The organism is Arcicella sp., from assembly GCF_964672035.1.
The window spans coordinates 14,308-33,171 of sequence record NZ_CBABQS010000054.1; the positions used below are offsets into that span (position 1 = coordinate 14,308).

Genomic DNA, 18,864 nt, shown 5'->3' on the forward strand with positions numbered 1-18,864 from the left:
AACGTTATATATTTAAAATTCACTTTTGATAAAATACAACCAATTGTTTAACAATCATCTTACATGAAAAAACTTTTCCTTTCCGCTGTTTTAATGCTCAGTTTCTTGGTGGGCTACGGACAAAAACAATTGGATACGCATTCTATTCCTGGTATCGTTATAGAATGCCCTATTCCTGATTTTTCAAAACCCTACGTTCGTACTTACGTGCCACCGCCAGCAGAATATTTGCGTAAATTCAATAAGAATGCCCGCCCAGAAGCCGACCGTTCTAAATTTATTGTAACCTACGTTGATTTTCCTGCGGATGCTCAATTGGCTTTTCAAAGAGCCGTTGATATTTGGCAATCTATCTTAGTTTCGGATGTGCCAATTCGCATTACTGCCAATTGGGAAAGTTTAGGACGTAGCGTATTGGGTTCTGCCTCGGCGGCTTCGCTTTATCGTGATTTTCCTGGAGCGAATAAAGCTTTTACGTATTATCCAATTGCGATGGCAGAAAAGATGAACCATGTAAATTTAAACGGTGATAATCCAGATATTGTCGCTCGTTTTAATGCCGATTTTAACTGGTATTTAGGAACGGACGGAAATCCACCAAAGAATCGTCAAGATTTAGTTTCTACCGTTTTACACGAAATTGGGCATGGTTTGGGCTTTTTTGGGTCGTTAAGACCTTACGATTCCGATGCCACTCAAGCCATTATTACGAGTGGAGGCGTTCCCTACATTTTTGACCATTTTGTCGAGAATTTAACGAATCAAAAAATACTCAATACGGATGTTTTCAAAAACCCCTCGGCTGAATTATTAAAAGCCTTAACGGGTGGAAGTCTTTATACTAATTCTCCCGAAATCCTTAAAGTAAATGATAATACGCCTGGCCGTTTATACGTACCAGGAGCCTACGCCGCAGGATCAAGTTATAGCCATTTAGATGAAAATACCTACAAAACAGGTACTGTCAATGCAACCATGACTCCTTTTGGTGATAATGGTGAAGTTAATAATAATCCTGGCCCCATCGTTTTGGCATTTTTCCGAGAAATGGGTTGGGCGGGTTCATCTATTATTCACAAACGTTTTACGGATTCTGAGGATTTAACAAAACCCTTGACTTTTGATGTAAAAGTATTTAGTGATACAACTTACAAATCTGAAACTGTAAAATTAATTTATAGCTTAGGAGATGTTATTACTGCGCCAACAGAAATAAAATTAACGCCAAAAGGAGATGCAGGAAACTTTACTTTTACATTGCCAGCGGATGGAAAAGAGAAAGTAATTACATATTATTTTACGGCCGAAGACAATGCTGGGCGCAAAATGGTAACGCCAGCCCAAGCACCAATTCCTGTAATTTCTAAAATTGGTAACTCAGTCGTTACTTTCCCAACTCCTTATAAATTTAGGATTGGGGCTGATACCACAAAACCAGACGTGAGTTTTGCCAATAATCTATCCTCTATTTTTGCAACAGATACAAGAATAACTTTACCAGATTTAACGGCAACCGATAATATTGGCATCGACACCGTTTACGTTGAATACCAATTAGATGGGAAAGCATTGCCTTCATTTGGCTTGAAAAGAGGAACATTAATTGAATTAATTTCGGGCGGAAAGGGCAATACTTTTACAGGAACTTTTGATTTTACTCCGTTAGCCTTGAAAGGTGGTGAGAAAATATCTTATCGGGTAATTATTCAAGATAAAAGTAGTCTGAAAAATAAAGTAATTTTTCCGAAAACAGGATTCTATGATATTCAAGTTCAGAAAATTGCCTCAGCAGTAACCAAATATACAACGGACTTTGAAAGTACGCCAACTGCAGATTTCTTTTTGAAAGGTTTTTCGCCAAAATCTTTAAGCGGAGGCACAAAATCTATGCAGTCGGACCACCCTTACGCCGACGGCTCTGAAAATAATTATCCTGGAAGTACAACCGATAAATTTACCAATTATACCTTTAATTTATTGAAACCAATTATTATACGTAGCGATACTGCCAATATTTATTTTGACGAAATTGCCTTAGTTGAACCAGGTGATGATGGATTAGCATTTCAAACTAATGGTATAATTAATCGAAACTTTTATGATTATGTAATTGTGGAAGGTTCAAAAGATAGTGGAAAAACTTGGGTAGCCTTTCAAGATGGTTGGGATGCCAACGCACAAACGGTCTGGAGAAAAGCATGGGATAGTAGTATTGATGCAAATGGAAACTCGTTGGCAGTAGCAGATGCCACTTTGTTTAAACCCAGAGTAATTAATATGCTGAAATCGGGTACTTTTAAAGGTGGAGACCAAATTTTAGTTCGATTCAGAATGTTAGCCGACGCTGGTGGATACGGTTGGGGTTGGGCCGTGGACAATTTGAATATTCAAGGCAATAATCCAACGCCAGTGGTAAAAGTAGTTCCTTTGGCAAGTGAGCCAACAGTAGAACAAACGGAACTAAAATTAACGCCCAATCCAAGTAGTAATGGACAGTTTTTGATGACGGCGAAGTTTGAAAAACCCGTTGGAAATTTAACACTTTCAGTCGTGACAATATCAGGAAAAGAAGTTTCTTCCATGGAGTATCAAAGCGTGGGTAAAGAATTAAATCAAGTGATTGATCTTTCACGTTTTGTGGGCGGAATTTACCTTGTACGTGTGCAAGCAGGCGAGGAAGTAATTGTGCGTAAAGCAATTTATTCGAAATAGAATTTATAAATTTTGAAGAAAGGGTGAGAAGTGAATAAGGTACGAATTATAAATATTCTCCTTTTCATCTCTTACCCTTTTTAATTTTACCGTATCTTTGTAAAATAATTAGTTGTTAGGACTTGTTTTTAGATGATAGTTTTGAAATACATTTTCAAGTCTAAAACCAAAAGCAAAATCCCTAAAACCTGAAACAAATAAATATGTCTTGGTTTACCAGAAAAGATAAGGGCATTTTGACCCCCACAGAATCTAAACGTGAAGCTCCCGATGGACTTTGGTATCAGTGTCCATCTTGTAAAAAAGCAATGCACACTCGTGAACATCGTTTATTGGCTTATACTTGTTCAAACTGTAATTATCACGAAAAAATAGGCTCTCAAGAGTATTTCGAGCTACTTTTTGATGAAACAAAATATAAAGAACTTGATGCAATGTTATCATCAGGCGACCCTTTGAATTTTGTCGATACCAAAAATTATCCCGACAGAATTAAAGCTACTGAAAAGAAAACGGGCTTGAAAGATGCCGTCAGAACGGCCGTTGGGAAAATGGAAGGTTCCGATATCGTGATTTCAGCGATGGACTTTTCTTTTATTGGCGGTTCGATGGGTTCGGTTGTGGGCGAAAAAATTGCGAGAGGAATTAATTATTCTTTAGAACATAAAATCCCATTTTTGATGATTTCAAAATCGGGCGGTGCCAGAATGATGGAAGCAGGATTTTCGTTAATGCAAATGGCAAAAACTTCGGCAAAATTGGCCTTATTAGCAGAAGCAGGAATTCCTTACATTTCCCTTCTGACCGACCCAACCACGGGTGGCGTAACGGCTTCTTATGCCATGTTAGGCGATTTTAATATCTCTGAACCGGGTGCATTAATCGGTTTTGCTGGCCCAAGAGTAATCCGTGAAACAATTGGCAAAGACCTTCCAAAAGGTTTTCAAAGTGCCGAATTCGTACTTGAACACGGCTTCCTTGACTTTATCGTCGATAGAAAAGATTTAAAAGACAAGTTGGCTTCGCTTTTGGGAATGTTAGCTCAGAGGTAGAAATGGTAAAAAGCAGGAAGGGAGGAATGAAAAAACGGAGAAAAAATGCTCCGTTTTTTCATTCCTCCCTTCCTACTTAATTTCCTTATTCCATTTTTGCTCCTTTCTTGCAACATCCTGGTAATTTATCGTATCCAGCCGTTTCAGCTACTACTTCATCGGCATCATAACCAACTTCTGAGATTGCCTTTTTGATTTTTTCTAAAGATGTTTTCTTTGGATTAAAAATCACCGTTACCACTTTGTCTTTACTTTCAACGTCCAAATTAACGTCGGTTACGCCTTTGGTAAATGCTAATTTCTTTTCAATGCGTTCTTTGCACATTTCACAAATAGCAGAAGTTTTGATTTTGACCGTTTGTGACTTTGGTGTATCTATTTTCGATGTTCGATATTCGATGCTGAATGTTCGGGTTGGACTTGCAAATGTGAATGTTGCAACCAATAAAAGGGCGAATAAAATGATTTTGTTTTTCATGATTTTTTATTTGTAATAAGTTGATTTTTAAATGTTTAATATACGGAAATATTTTCCGTTCTATGTAAGTAAAAGTATTATTCCAATCAAGACCATCAACGAATTTTCGACAATGGTTACGGTACTCATGGGCAAATTAAATACAGAACCCAAACACGCACAACGGATTTTTCGTTTATCCACCACACTCTGAATTACGCCCAACGCTCCAAATCCCATAATGACAATGTCAGCGATGTAAACCCATTGTGTTTGAAAATGAATCAAACAAAGTACACCTAAAGTCAATTCGATAAATGGGTAAACTTTCCCATAAACTGGCAATTTTGCTGCCAATAAATCATACATTTGGAAACTTTCCGCAAAAGCTTTTACATCTAATAATTTAAAAAATGAAAAGACTAAAAAGAAGCCCGTCATAAAATTATGCAAGAACATTTTTACTTGAAAATGTTGCAATTCATAGATTCCCAAGTGAAATGAAGTCAGAAAACTAACCAAGGTAATCATTCCCCCAATCAATAATAAAGGATAATATTGGCTTATCCACGATTGCGTTACAGGAATATTTTGCAATTCGGGAGAAGCTATTAAACCATATTTTAAGTGAGGTTTCAATACCTCTAAAATTGTCGCTTCACTGATTTTGTTATCCGTTTCAATTGCCACTGAATTATCTATATGTTTGGCAATTACCGATTTTACGCTTGGAATTTGTGAGAAAACGTGTTGAATTTTATACTCACAGGCTTCACAAGTCATGCCCGATATACTAAATTGTTGTGTCATTTTTTTGTAAGCTCTGGGCCATGAGCTTTGAGATTTTTAATTTGTATTTATCTACTATTGCTCACGGCTCATTTCTCAAAGCTATTTATTTGATTTTATACCTCATTCCCACATAAACCATTCGCCCAATCACGGGTCCCCAAACCATTGAGGCATCAAAATTTTTCCCAAAAGGGTCATTTGCCCCAAGAATTGGGTCTTTTTGGGTAAAGTTGTTTAAATTCTCCCCTCCTACGTACATTTCCCATTTAAAAAATGCCTTCGTAATTTGAGCATTGATATTTGAAAAAGCGGGCGCAAAAACCGACGGCGAAGTTAACGAATGAACGTGTCCTTCACTGGTATTTGGGATTCTTCGTTTTCCATTCCATTGCCACGTAAAATCAAATTTCCACTTATCGAATTTTGTAGCATAAGCCAAATTCATTAAAAATCTGTCACGATTAACAAATTGCTTTGGTAATAAAGTCAGTTCGCCCGTGGGAGTTTGCACATCATTTTGTACATCAAATACTCGGTAAGCCAGTTTTACATCCATGCGTGTGATGGGCGAATAATTAACTTCCGCTTGAAAACTATTAGAAAATGAACGTCCTTTTAAATTATAAAATCTCACCAAATCGGAATTTTCCATATCTACAATCAACTGATTTTGAAAATCAGTTCGGTAGGCATCTAAAATCAAGGTTCCTTTTTGTCCAAAAAGATAAAAATCATTGCTCAAACTCGCCCCAAAATTCCAAGATTCTTCTGGTTTAATTACGCCAATGACCGATAATTGTCTTGAATTTACCAACATTCCAAAGTTTTCAGCAATGGCATTTGGCATTCTCCAACCTTTCCCCGCACTCAAACGCAGCGCAGTATTCGTTGATAAATTGTATTTTAGATGAAACCGAGGCGTAAAGCGAGTTCCGTAAAGGTTATGAAAATCTACTCGACCACCCAATACGACTACCAATTTATCGGGAATTGTTTCGGTATATTCCACAAAAGCCCCAGGCACCGATTCTGTTCTTTTGAAAGTTGAATCAATGTATTTTTCGTGATAATCATCCAATAAATAGCTCAATCCCGCTTTGTATTGATGATTTGTATTGCCAAAAATATTCTGATAAATTAGGTTTGCATACAAGCTTTTTTCCGTTCCTGCGTAATTTTTAAACCCGAAATAAGAAACATTATCGTGATATAAACCATTGATGATCAATCCTAAACCTTCGTAAGGTTTTGATTGATAAAGTTTAGCCGTTTTACTGAAAAATTCGTAACGTTGAGTTTTACTTCCGAAACCGTACAATCCGCTAAAAGTCGCTTTTGTATCAGGATTAAAATTCACTTGTCCACCCGTTCTATCTTCATAAAGGGCTTTTACACCAAATGAAGCCATCATTTTATTCGATTGGTACTTCCAACGATTGATGCCATTGAACTGGGTATAAAGTGGTAAATCCAAAAATCCATCACCGTTTTGGTCTAATTTAGTCCGCAAAGTGCTGGCGTGTGTGAGTAGACCAACTGACCATTTTTTAGTGATTTTATTGGCTAAATTTAGGTTAATTTCTCCCCTACCCTGACTATTTCCGTAAATATTCAAATACAATTTTTCCGCCATATCGGGTTTTGCCAATTCGATATTTAAAGCTCCCGTCATGGATTCATAGCCATTTACTACCGAACCCGCACCTTTGGCAACATCAATGGAAGCTAACCACGTTCCGGGCAAATAATTGAGTCCGAAAGTAGTATTCAAACCTCTAATGGAAGGAATATTTTCAACGTTGGTTTGCACATAATTTCCAGAAAGTCCCAATAATTGAATCTGTTTTGACCCCGTAATCGCATCCGAATAACTCACCGAAACCGAAGCATTCGTTTCAAAACTCTCCGAAAGATTACAGCAAGCGGCTTTGGCAAGTGCTTTTGTTGTAATTATTTCGGTATGAATTGGATTCATTCTGTCTATCGTGGTTGCGTCACTTTTCACGACAACTTCCTGCAAATCAGCACTTGAAGTTTTCAGCATAACCGTCACAAAATCCAAAGAATGAACCATCAAAGTATCGGTTTTATAACCAACTGAACTGACAATTAATTCGTGATTTTGGGGTAATTTATTCAAGGAAAATTCACCTTTTGCATCGGTTGAAGTGCCATTTTTAGCATTTTCCCAACGCAAAGTGGCGCCAATAATGGCTTCGGTTTTACCATCTGATTTCTTTTCTAACACAATTCCTCTAACGACTTCAGTTTGAGAAATTGCGGTTTTTGAAATCAGTAACAAACTCAATAACAATAACTTATGTAATATTTTAAAATTCATGGCTTTGTATTTTATATTCTGGTTCAAACCTCATGGTTTGAACAATCATGAGCGTCTCGTCTCGCTCGCTCTGCTATTTAACTGGTTCAAACTTCTTGGCTTGAATCATGATGAGCATTTCGCTCAAAACAATCATCTTCACATCCATCTTCAATAACCTCAAATTCAAGTGTAGCATGATGAATATTTACGTGTTCTAAATGATGCTTTATTTGTTTTTTTAATTTTGTAATTATCTCAAAATCAACCGCTTGCTTCAAAACTACGTGAGCTGTTAGGGCATTTTCGGTGGTACTCATGGCCCATACATGAATATGGTGAACACTCGACACTTCGGGAGCTTCCAAAATTTCTTCTCGCACTTTTTCAAGGTCAATATCATTTGGAACGCCATTGAGCGAAAGTCTAAGCGTGTCTTTCATCAGCGACCACGTTCCCCAAATAATAACTAATGCTACAATCAAACTCAAAACTGGGTCAATCCAAACCCAACCCGTAAAATGAATCAAAATTCCACCGACCACTAAACCCAAAGAGACCACCGCATCGGCCGCTAAATGAGCAAAAGCACTTTTTACGTTCAAATCAGAATCTTTATCTTTAAAAAACTGCAAAGCCGAAACAGTATTTATCAGAATCCCAATGCCCGAAACCATCGCAATGGTTATTCCTTGCTGAGGTTCGGGCGTAAAAAAACGTAAAATAGACTCATAACCAATCGCTCCAACCGAAATTAATAATACCAAAGCGTTGAAAAAGGCCACTAAAATGGAGGCTTTTTTATAGCCAAAAGTATATTTTTCAGTTGGTTTGATGCTCGCCAATTTAAACGCCAATAATGAAAGTCCCATAGCCACTACATCCGCAAAATTATGCGCTGCATCCGATAATAACGACAAAGAATTTATCCGAAATCCAACCACAATTTGAAAAATGACAAAGCTAAAATTCAAGATAATTCCAATAATAAATGCCCGATTCAAACTCGTAATTTTAGGGGCGTGGTGATGATAATTTTGTTCCATTATTCAACATTTATCAGGGGTTTTTATTGAGTTTTAATTTACATAACTAATTGTTAATCAGGGAATAGCACAATAATTCCCAAATACTAACAACTAAATTTCATCCCTTATCAATTAGTGTTTATGCGCTGGCATTTCATTTGGCATACAGTGATTTTCATGCAAACAATGTACAGCACAAGCGGGTTCTTGTTTATAATTATTGTGCATTAATACTACTGTTTCGCCCTTCGCATTTTTTACTTTACACATTCCATCGTGGTCAGGTTTTTCGATACTATATTTTTCCTGATTATCTTTAAAATAATAGACGAATTCCCCATTTTTAGGTGCTTTCCCAATTACTTTTCCGTCTACGTCTACAATATTACCCTTACCATCCACTTTTGTCATTGACTTTCCAGATTGGTCAAAACTACCCGCTGCGGTCATGGTGCCAATTTGCTTATTACCATTCAAAATATGCCCTTTAGAATCTACCATTGGTAGGGTTTTTTGAGCAAATACGCTTAACGAAGCAATAAAAAATAAAGCGAAAATTATAGTTGACTTTTTCATTTGATTGTTGTTTAAATTTTGAATTTCATGACAAAGTTCTCCACTAAACAGCACCAAACACTTACGGAATTTCTTAATTGTTTTGTAAGATTTAAAGGTCTGCAATTGACTGTCGATTCTTATCTTTCAATAACTTAAATGATGAAGGAGTCAAACCTGTTACTTTTTTAAACTGATTGCTCAAGTATCCAACACTACTATAATTAAGTTTAAAAGCAATTTCGCTCAAAGTCAATTCATCGTACATCAATAACTCTTTCACTTTTTCTATTTTTTGGGATATAAAATATTGCTCAATTGTAATACCGTTCGTTTCCGAAAAAAGCGTACTCAAATAGTTATAATCATGGGATAATTGTTCTGAAAGAAAAAGCGATAAATTGATTTTTGAATCATTATTGTGGTAGTGAACCAAATCTACAATGACGTTTTTTATCTTTTCAGTTATTCTACTTTTTTTGTCTTCAATTAATCCAAAATTGTGAGAATGGAGACTTTCAGTTAAAGCCACTTTCTGCTCGTCTGTCAAATTTTCAGCGAGTTCAACTTCGCCTAAATCTACTTTTAATGGCTTTATTCCGAGTTTTTCCAACTCATTTTTCACCACCATTTGGCAACGGCTACAAACCATGTTGGTAATATAGATTTTCATAGCATTATAAATTGGTTGATTTAAAATAAAACACAACTCATTGATTAACAACAATTTGAACATAAAATTCCATAGAAATCCTACACAAATTAAGATTTATCAGTTTATAATACTAAGAATCAAATTAAGAAAGATTGGATAAAAACGAGCCTATCTCGCCCAGAAATGGGGGGAGCGGTGTTGGAATAATGAAGGGTATTAAAAGAAAATATTTCACGGCTGTGCGTGAAAGAATAGTCAAATATTGGCGATGCAATCCATGCAAGAGTAGGAATTTGAACGTCAATTTTTAAACTTTGAGCAGCATTCGTATTGATTTTATAATGATTTACTTGGTCAGAACAGCATTTTGTTCTTTTCAGAGTTGGTTTTTTAGACTGTTCTGTATTGGTTTTTTTAGCTGAGCAACAAGATTTTTTTGGCGTAGATAATGAATAGGTTTTAGCGCCATTTATTTTACAGAAATGTTCGTACATGGAAAATCCAGTGCTGGCAAACAGCACTTGAAAAGCCATAAAAAGACAGAATATGCGAGCTAAAAAAGTTTTCATTTCATTGCAAAGATACATTTTAAACGTTCATATTTTGCATTTTAGTTCATCGGGAATATAAAATTTAGATTCCATCCTGAAAAACGTCTTGGTTATAAGTCAAAAGTGATGGTTCATGTAGAAAATTAAGCAAATGATTAGAATTGCAGACAACTTTACAACCATACAGCAAGGATAGGTAGGATAGAAACATAGACTACAAAATCTAAAAATCGGACATCGAAAACCCAGCATCGAACATCGATTTACATATATATATGATACGGAAAATAAACATAGAACTCCTTTTCTGGATTAGTGGATTGACTTTGTTAGCCATCATGAATCCTTCGGAAACGCATTTTACGCTTTGTCCAATCAAAAATTTAGGGTTTTCATTTTGTCCAGGTTGTGGTTTAGGGCATTCTATTTCGTATCTTTTTCACGGTGAAATCAAAGAATCATTTCATCAACATCCACTCGGAATATTTGCTTTGGGCGTGATTTTGATGAGAATTTTCCGATTAACAAGGAACGCTAATTTTTCAATAAAAAACTAATAATCAATCTGTTATCTAAAAATTTAACAATAAAACTATGAACTCAACCGTAATGATGATGCTATCGAATCTTGAAATCGAAGAATCAATGTTTGTCCAAAATTTAATCAAAGATATGGACGAAGAAAAACAAAAAACATTCGCCATGATGTATCAAAACAGAAGACGAGATACAACTTTAATCTTAGTCACCACCATTATCGGTTTCTTCGGTTTTGCGGGAATTCAGCGTTTTTTGACTGACCAAATCGGCATGGGAATTCTCTATTTTTTCACGGGTGGACTATGTTTTATTGGTACAATTGTGGATTTAGTAAACCATAAAAGTTTGGCTTTTGAATACAACCAAAAAGTTGCTTTCGAGACTTTGGAAGTAATGAAAGGGTGGAGAAATTAAAATTGAACATCACGGGATAGTTTTTTCAAAAACTTATTGTAAATTTCCTTGATTTTTGAGTAGAATTCAAAGAGTATGTCCTCTCACAAAGAATAGAAATTACTAAAATGGAAAAACAAATCTCACGCCGAAATGCTCTTCAAGGTTTCGGTTTAGCATCGGCAACGTTGCTTACAAGTTCACTCAGCAACCGCATTCAAGCGGCTGATAATCAGATTGATCCAGCCCTTAAAGGCCGTATCAATCACTCTGCCTGTCGTTGGTGCTATAGTACAATTCCCTTTGAGGATTTATGTAAATCTGCCAAGGAAATCGGAATGCAATCGCTCGAACTTACGGGACCGACTGAATGGGAAATATTGAAAAAATATGGCCTTACTTCAGCCATTGGCTGGCCAGAAGCAAACCAATGGGGCAACGGAATGGGATTGACTTCTTGTTTTAATAATGTTAAAAACCATGATGGTTTAGTAGCATTATACGAAGATTTGATTCCTAAAGCGGCCAAAGCTGGTGTGAAAAATCTAATCACATTTTCGGGAAATCGTAATGGATTGAGCGATGAAGATGGACTAATTAATTGCAAAAAAGGGCTTCAAAGAATCATGAAAACGGCTGAAAAGTACGATGTAACGATTACGATGGAATTATTGAATTCAAAGGTTAACCATAAAGATTATCAATGTGATCATACTGATTGGGGTGCGGCATTGTGCGAAATGGTTGGTTCCAATAAATTCAAATTACTTTATGATATTTACCACATGCAAATCATGGAAGGGGACGTAATTGCAACGATTAAAAAGTATAATCAATACATTTCTCATTATCACACAGGCGGTGTTCCTGGTCGTAACGAGATTGACGATACGCAAGAATTATATTATCCTGCAATCATGAAAGCAATTTTAGACACGGGTTATAAAGGTTTTGTGGGACAAGAATTTATTCCCGCTAAAGCGGATAAAATTGCTTCATTGAAACAAGGCGTTTTAATTTGTGATGTGTAGGGATTAGGGATTAGGGATTAGGGATTAGGGATTAGGGATTAGGGATTAAAAAAATGCCACTTTGAAATTGATAGTTCCAAAGTGGCATTTTCTTTCTACTGCAGACTGCCTACTAAAAGTTACTATTTCAAAGTAATTACTCTTCGTGTTCGGTTAAAACCGTCCGTTGAAATCTTAACAATGAATGTACTTCCTTCGTAATTAGGCAGTTGTATCTTTTTCAGAACATTAAATTTATCAACTTTATATTCTGAAAGAAGTTGTCCATATAAGCTATAAACCGTAATGGTTGCGCCAATTAAATCTTCAACTACTTCCACATTTATTTCGCTGTTTGCCGTCGGATTCGGGAAAATACTGAATCCATTAAACGATAAATCCTGCACGTATTTAATTACTTCGGATGTATTTGAATAACAAACTAATTTCCCTCCCGCAATGGACAAACCTGTATAGGTGATACTGGCTTGAACTTGATAATTACCATCTCTTTTAGCTTTAATAATTCTGGTTGTTAAGTCATTTTGAACATCTCCATTATATCGCCAAATATAGCCATTTTCATCACCAACTCCTTGAGCATCAAGCGAAAACGTTCCAATTTGCTTTACAATCGTCGGGGTTGGATTAGGTTTTGCATTTACACTAATTGGAGTGGATGCTAAGGAAATACAACCATTATCGTCTTGTACTTTAGCGAAATAATTTCCCGTTTTTGACGCAAAAATCGAAGTTAAATCTTCTCCTTTTCCCACTGAATCCGTTGTACTTCGCCACCAAAATGCTTGAAAAGGACTCGAGGAAATGATTCTTACTTTTGAGCCGACACAGAAAGTGGTTTCACTATTTGCCGTTAATTTTGGCGTAGTTGGTAAGGGATTTACCCGCACTTGTATGGCTTGAGATGGTTTAGACAAACAACCAAAACCATTGATAGATTGAACAGTTACATTGCCTGTTACATTGGTAGTAATATTGGTCGTAGTGGCTCCTGTACTCCATTTAAAGGTTAATCCATTTCCACCAATGGCACTTAATGTTACATTTTTATCAGCACAAAAAGGAATTGGACCACGGGCAGTGATGGATGGTGATGTTGGCAATGGATTCACCGATGTTCTGATTGTATCCGAGCTGGCAAGTGCCTTGCACCCATTTGAATCCGTTACGGCTACGGCAATACTACTGGCTTTTTTCCAGTAAAATAAACGGTTTGCTGATTCCAAAACAGTTTGTCCATCCACAATCCAAGTATATAAATTCTTACCGTTTGGCGTTGTGCTTGGCAGACTTGACTGGATGGTGGTACTATCTTCATCACAAAAAATCTTTGGTCTTACAATTGAAAGACTTGGCTTGTTTGGCAAAGGACTAATATTTACTTTTAAAGGATCTGAATTATTGGCAAAACAGCCAAAAACGTCCCTCACTTTAACGGTAAATGTCCCAGAAGCAATCACAGAAACTTCCTGTTCGGTTGAAACTTCCTGTTTCGTGGCTTCGTCTCTCCAGCTATAACGATTGATATTTCCATTCGATAAAAGTGCTTTTAGGGTTACTTTACCGCCTTGACAAACCGTTGCAGAAATGGGAGATGGATTAATTACCGCTTTTAAAGGAGCATCCCGCACGGTAACGATAACATTTTTGGAAGTATCCGACAAACAACTTTTATCGCTGATAGTACGTACATAAAATTTGCCAATTTTGCCAAGCGGAGTAACAGTATAAAACTTGCTGGTAGTATCAATCAGTACTACTTTCTTATCACTAAACTCCACGCTATTTTTTACATTTATCCACTTATAAACACCATTGGGAGAATCCGTTGAAGTAAGCGAAACCGTTGAATCTGGGCAAAAAGTAATTGGGCCACTGGCAGTAATGGTCGGTGTTGTTGGTAAAGGATATACGGTAATCGTGGTAAAATCCGAAGATTCTCTTGATTTACAAACTGGACTAATTGTACTATTAGCAAAAGCTGACACCGCCCTCACACTCACTTTTATTATTTCATCTACTGTCTTTTTTGAAGAACCCGCAACATCAATTTGATCTCCCGTTCTATTTTGGTAATCCCATTCAAAAGTTGTTCCCGCAGTTGTTGAGGTGGCTTTTAATGAAGTAAATTCTCTATAACAGAATGCACTTTTATTCAAATTGGTAATCGTTGGCTTGGCTGGTAACGGATTGATTGTCAGAACAAATGGAAAAGATGGCAAGGACGTACATGAATTTAAATCCGTAAAAGTAAGGCTATAACTTCCCGCATTTCTAACGGTAATACTCGTTGTTTTTTTTCCAGTATTCCATAAATATGCTCCAGTTCCTTTATTATTAGAAGTTAAAGTAATACTGTCGAGTTCACAAATGGCATTAGCAGTACCTCTGTCAATAATCGGAGGTGCAGGTTTTAGATTTACCGTTACTAAAAAAGCATTAGATGGCAATGAAAAGCAACCATTAGCATCCTTGGTTTTTACGCTAAAAGTATTGGTACTTCGCACTGTAATTCCGTCTGCATTCGTGGTGGTGGTATCTGCCCCTGATGTTCTGCCCCAAACCTTCATATCTGAAGTAACGCCTCGGGTATAATTTAAGGTGACACTGCCACCTTCACAAAAAGTTACGGCACCATTAGCCGTGATTGTGGGTGTTGCTGGTATGGATGGAAATAATTGCAAGGTTACGCCCGTTGGTGAATCATCAGAAATACAACCCACCGAATTAGTCAAGGAAACGGTGTAAATATAAGTTCCTCCCGTGATTACATCCGTTCCTACCACATCCAGTGTATTATTGGTTGAACCCGTTACTGCCACACCGTCACGTTTCCATGTATAACTTGTTCCTCCGCCAGTTGCGGTTAAAGTTTTACTATCTGAACCACAAATAACATTTGGCGTAAATGTGGCTGGCGTAATAGATGGTGTGGATGGTTTTGGAGATACCTTCAATGCAAAAGGGGCAGATTCTGCCGAAACACAACCTGCAGAGTTTTGAGTAGAAACTGTATAATTATACGTACTTCCTACGGGTACGTCATTTCCCGTTACGGTTATCGTATTCGTTGCACCAGTAATTATTGAACCCGAACGTTTCCATACATAAGCAGTACCGCCCGAAGAAGCCGTTAATATTTGCGTTGCCGTACCACAAACTGGATTTGTTGTGGGGGCCGTTAGAATGGTTGGGGTAGAAATTGCTGGCGATAATGTCAAGGACACCCCCGTAGTAGAAAATACCAATGGGCAACCTGCTGAATTTGCTATAGCCGCCGTAAAACTAAAAGTTCCTGTGGCGTCGGTTCCTATTACGGTCAAATTACTGCCAGTATTTGGCAAAGTAGTTGAACCTCTTTTCCATACATAAGAGGCTCCTCCACCGCTGGCTGATAATATTTGGGTTGACGAACCACAAATTAAAGTATTACCATCTGCTGCTGAAACTGTGGGCGTGGCAAGGGTTGGAGACATCGTGAGTATTACGGCATTACTGGTGGATGTACAGCCCGTAGTTCCGTTTGCCGTACTTACCGTATAACTATAATTTCCTGGTGAGCCTACATCAGAACCCGATGCGGTGATTGAATTTGTGGTACCAGCAATCGTCGCTCCATCTCTTTTCCAAATATAATTTGGGACAGTAGTGGAGGTTAATACTTGAGTACCTGAACCACAAATAGGCGTTGCCACGGTTGCGGGTGAAATAACGGGAGCTGTTGGAACGATACCCGCTGCAACCGTTGAAATACCAGTTGTACCTGTAACACTATTTTTAACATAAGTAACTGTATATGAGCCACTTGGCTGAATCGTAGTGGCAGTTGTAGCCACGACTGTACTGGTTCCTGCAATTTTCCAACTATACGAAGTAATCCCAGTAGTGGGTGAAACTGCCAAATTTGCAGTACCACTTCCTGTACAGTTATAACTCGTAATCACAATACTTTGCGACCATGAGCCATGCGTAGCCATTAAAACTACACAAGAAAATAAGATGAATTTTTTGAAGAGATTCGTCATAACTAAAGTATGCTAAGAATGTTGGCGGGAATTATCCTTTGTTTCAGAAAATTGTAATATACGATACTAAGTATTTTATTGGTAGTTAGCAACAGACAAGGCAGATTAACTAATTAAAGTTCGTAGAGACAGGACATCGCCTTGTCTCCACGAAAGAACATTTACAATTCATCGTCCTCAATTTCTGGAACAACAATTGGTTGTGCATCTTGCAAGGTTTTCCACAATAAATCTTTCAATTCAACTAATCCTTGCTGTAGGATTGAGGAGATGAAAATATGGGGTAAACCTGCTGGAATTTCTGATAAAATACGTTTATGGTCTTCGTCAGACTGTACTAAGTCCATCTTTGAAATACACAGAATACGTTCTTTGTCTAATAAAGCAGGATTATACAATTTCAATTCATTCAATAAAATCTGGTATTCTATTTCGATGTTTTCGGCATTTGCAGGCACTAAAAATAAAAGAATAGAATTTCTTTCGATATGACGTAAGAACCTGGTTCCTAAGCCTTTACCATCCGCTGCTCCTTCAATAATCCCAGGAATATCCGCCATAATAAACGATTTAAACCCACGATAAGAAACAACGCCCAAATTGGGTACAAGTGTCGTGAAAGGATAATCAGCAATTTCAGGTTTAGCAGCTGATAATACCGATAAAAGCGTTGATTTTCCAGCATTTGGGAAACCTACTAAACCTACATCGGCCAAAACCTTCAATTCCAAAATCACCCACATATCCTGGCCTTCTTCGCCTGGTTGGGCATAATGCGGCGACTGATTGGTAGAAGTTTTGAAATTATAATTTCCTAAACCTCCACGTCCGCCATTCAACAAAATAAATTCTTCGTCTTGTTTCGTAATTTCTGCCAGAATATCTCCCGTTTCTGTGTCTCTTACAATCGTTCCCAGAGGCACTTCAATGATGGCATCTTCGCCTTGAAGCCCAGACCGTCTTTGACCTTCGCCACCTTTACCTTCTTTGGCAAAAATGTGTTTTTTATATTTTAAGTGTAATAATGTCCAGTGCTGTGAATTTCCTTTCAGAATCACGTGACCTCCACGCCCACCATCACCCCCATCGGGTCCACCTTTTGGCACGTGTTTTTCACGACGAAAATGGCTTGAACCACTTCCACCATGCCCCGAACGGGTATTTATTTTAACGTAATCAATGAAATTTGAAGTCATATTTTGTTGTGTGATGTTCGATTTTCGATTTTCGATATTTGTTTTTGATATTCAATATCTGATGTTTACTATTCGCTTTTCGATATTCCACAAGGAACTATCATTACAAATAGGAGGGTTAAACAGCACACATCGAACGAAACGTAACTAACATCAAATGACGAAAATCGAACATCGAAAATTAAAGCGAATCTATCGCTGTGCAAACGTTGGTAAAAATTTCCTCAATATCACCAATTCCATTTACTTTCTTTACTTTGCCTTGGGCTTCGTAATAAGGTAAAACAAAAATAGTTTTTGAGAAATACTCGTCAATTCTTTTTAATAATTTATCCGCATCATCATCGGCACGTCCAGATATTTTCTGACGTTCAGCGATACGAGTTTTGATTATTTCTTGGGTAACATCTAATTGAACAACTCCATTTATTTTCTGATCTTTTCCTGCTAAAAAAGCATCTAACGCCTCTGCTTGAGCCACTGTACGGGGAAAACCATCAAAAATAAATCCTTTTGCTGCTGGATTTCGTTGTACTTCTTCCTCTAACATCTCAATCGTAATAGAGTCTGGCACTAACATTCCGTCCGCTAAAATTTGTTTTACACGCTTACCAAGTTCAGTATCATTCGTGATGTGCATACGGAACATATCGCCCGTTGAAATGTGAACTAATTGATACTTTTCAATCAATTTTGCGGATTGTGTTCCTTTACCTGCCCCTGGAGGGCCAAACAAGACGAGATTTAACATTCGTTTTATGATTATTTTATAAGAAAAATTATTGCTTTGTTCTAAGAATCACAAAGTTACAATAAGCATAGCAAAATTAATAGTGAAATAGGCGTGCTTTATCGGTTATTAGTGATTAGTGATTGGTTATTAGGTAAAAACCACCATAATCCACATTTTACAGGCAATTAAATTTATACGCCTAAATCCTACAAAACATTATGCAAGCATACTATTTTGTACTAAATTTACAAAAAACATGAAGATAAATTGATAAAAATGGAAGAACTATTTGCAACCGACAAAACCCGTGATTTATTACCAAGAATTAAAGCGTTTTTGGTAGAAGAAATATACCCCCTCGAAAATGCCGAAAATATAACGGGACAGTTCTCGAAAGTAGCCATAATTCTTAATCAAAAACGTGAATTGGTTAAGGAATTAGGTCTTTGGGGTTTGCAACATACCGAAGCAGAAGGCGGACACGGACTGACGCTTTGCGAGTTCGGACAAGTATCGGAAGTATTAGCAACAACTCCCTTCGGACATTACACTTTCAATTGCCAAGCACCCGACATTGGCAACATGGAATTAATTAACAAATATGCTTCTCAAGCTATCAAGGACGAATATTTACACCCTTTAATTGAAGGAAAAATTCGTTCGTGTTTCTCGATGACGGAGCCAGATTATGCGGGTTCAAACCCAGTAAATATGGGAACAACCGCCGTCCGTGATGGCGACGAATACGTAATTAATGGTCGAAAATGGTTCACTTCCTCGGCAGATGGAGCAGCTTTTGCGGTGGTGATGGCGGTAACAAATCC

16 protein-coding genes are annotated in these 18,864 nt (G+C 37.3%); 6 read left to right on the forward strand and 10 right to left on the reverse strand.

All coding sequences use genetic code 11. The features are described 5' to 3' along the window. Positions 1–63: 63 nt before the first annotated feature. Together AC1W31_RS14155 and accD are read left to right on the forward strand one after the other, a co-directional pair. Positions 64–2,712, forward strand: coding sequence for a T9SS type A sorting domain-containing protein (locus AC1W31_RS14155; protein ID WP_481735119.1), 2,649 nt, complete (start codon positions 64–66; stop codon positions 2,710–2,712). Positions 2,713–2,915: 203 nt separating this feature from the next. Next, a complete protein-coding gene (accD, locus tag AC1W31_RS14160) occupies positions 2,916–3,764 on the forward strand; it encodes an acetyl-CoA carboxylase, carboxyltransferase subunit beta (RefSeq protein WP_481735120.1) in 849 nt (282 codons plus the stop codon). Positions 3,765–3,849: 85 nt separating this feature from the next. On the opposite strand, the gene AC1W31_RS14165 is transcribed toward accD, so the two are convergent. The 7 genes from AC1W31_RS14165 to AC1W31_RS14195 form a co-directional block, all read right to left on the reverse strand. Next, positions 3,850–4,242, reverse strand: a complete 393-nt coding sequence (locus AC1W31_RS14165) for a heavy-metal-associated domain-containing protein (RefSeq protein WP_481735121.1) — start codon at positions 4,240–4,242, stop codon at positions 3,850–3,852. A gap of 60 nt (positions 4,243–4,302) precedes the next feature. Beyond that, positions 4,303–5,031 carry a heavy-metal-associated domain-containing protein gene (locus tag AC1W31_RS14170; protein WP_481735122.1) on the reverse strand — a complete coding sequence of 243 codons (729 nt, stop codon included), beginning with the start codon at positions 5,029–5,031 and terminating at the stop codon, positions 4,303–4,305. Positions 5,032–5,116: 85 nt separating this feature from the next. After that, positions 5,117–7,354, reverse strand: a complete 2,238-nt coding sequence (locus AC1W31_RS14175; protein WP_481735123.1) for a TonB-dependent receptor — start codon at positions 7,352–7,354, stop codon at positions 5,117–5,119. A gap of 86 nt (positions 7,355–7,440) precedes the next feature. Beyond that, complete coding sequence (locus AC1W31_RS14180) at positions 7,441–8,379, reverse strand: cation diffusion facilitator family transporter (protein ID WP_481735124.1); 939 nt, start codon at positions 8,377–8,379, stop codon at positions 7,441–7,443. 114 nt (positions 8,380–8,493) lie between these two features. Further along, on the reverse strand, positions 8,494–8,937 hold the full coding sequence (locus AC1W31_RS14185; protein WP_481735125.1) for a hypothetical protein: 444 nt from the start codon (positions 8,935–8,937) through the stop codon (positions 8,494–8,496). 91 nt (positions 8,938–9,028) lie between these two features. Further along, a complete protein-coding gene (locus tag AC1W31_RS14190; RefSeq protein WP_481735126.1) occupies positions 9,029–9,589 on the reverse strand; it encodes a helix-turn-helix domain-containing protein in 561 nt (186 codons plus the stop codon). Between the two features lie 119 nt (positions 9,590–9,708). Continuing rightward, complete coding sequence (locus AC1W31_RS14195; RefSeq protein WP_481735127.1) at positions 9,709–10,140, reverse strand: HYC_CC_PP family protein; 432 nt, start codon at positions 10,138–10,140, stop codon at positions 9,709–9,711. Positions 10,141–10,397: 257 nt separating this feature from the next. On the opposite strand from AC1W31_RS14195, the gene AC1W31_RS14200 reads away from it, so the two are divergent. The 3 genes from AC1W31_RS14200 (at position 10,398) to AC1W31_RS14210 (ending at position 12,086) form a co-directional block, all read left to right on the forward strand. Beyond that, on the forward strand, positions 10,398–10,679 hold the full coding sequence (locus AC1W31_RS14200; RefSeq protein WP_481735128.1) for a DUF2752 domain-containing protein: 282 nt from the start codon (positions 10,398–10,400) through the stop codon (positions 10,677–10,679). Between the two features lie 37 nt (positions 10,680–10,716). Continuing rightward, positions 10,717–11,076 carry a TM2 domain-containing protein gene (locus AC1W31_RS14205; RefSeq protein WP_481735129.1) on the forward strand — a complete coding sequence of 120 codons (360 nt, stop codon included), beginning with the start codon at positions 10,717–10,719 and terminating at the stop codon, positions 11,074–11,076. 107 nt (positions 11,077–11,183) lie between these two features. Beyond that, a complete protein-coding gene (locus AC1W31_RS14210; RefSeq protein ID WP_481735131.1) occupies positions 11,184–12,086 on the forward strand; it encodes a hydroxypyruvate isomerase family protein in 903 nt (300 codons plus the stop codon). Between the two features lie 122 nt (positions 12,087–12,208). Here the strand turns inward: AC1W31_RS14210 and AC1W31_RS14215 are convergent, their stop codons facing one another. From AC1W31_RS14215 to AC1W31_RS14225, 3 genes are all read right to left on the reverse strand, one after another. Continuing rightward, positions 12,209–16,111: a T9SS type A sorting domain-containing protein gene (locus AC1W31_RS14215; RefSeq protein WP_481735132.1), complete on the reverse strand. Its 3,903-nt coding sequence runs from the start codon at positions 16,109–16,111 to the stop codon at positions 12,209–12,211. Between the two features lie 161 nt (positions 16,112–16,272). Then, the gene (gene obgE / locus AC1W31_RS14220) at positions 16,273–17,307 is read right to left on the reverse strand and encodes a GTPase ObgE (protein WP_481735133.1); all 1,035 of its coding nucleotides are present in this window, start codon (positions 17,305–17,307) and stop codon (positions 16,273–16,275) included. A gap of 181 nt (positions 17,308–17,488) precedes the next feature. Beyond that, positions 17,489–18,058, reverse strand: a complete 570-nt coding sequence (locus AC1W31_RS14225; protein ID WP_481735134.1) for an adenylate kinase — start codon at positions 18,056–18,058, stop codon at positions 17,489–17,491. 258 nt (positions 18,059–18,316) lie between these two features. Between AC1W31_RS14225 and AC1W31_RS14230 the strand changes: the two genes are divergently transcribed. After that, positions 18,317–18,864: acyl-CoA dehydrogenase family protein (locus AC1W31_RS14230; RefSeq protein WP_481735135.1), on the forward strand; the 548-nt coding region annotated here is incomplete at its 3' end.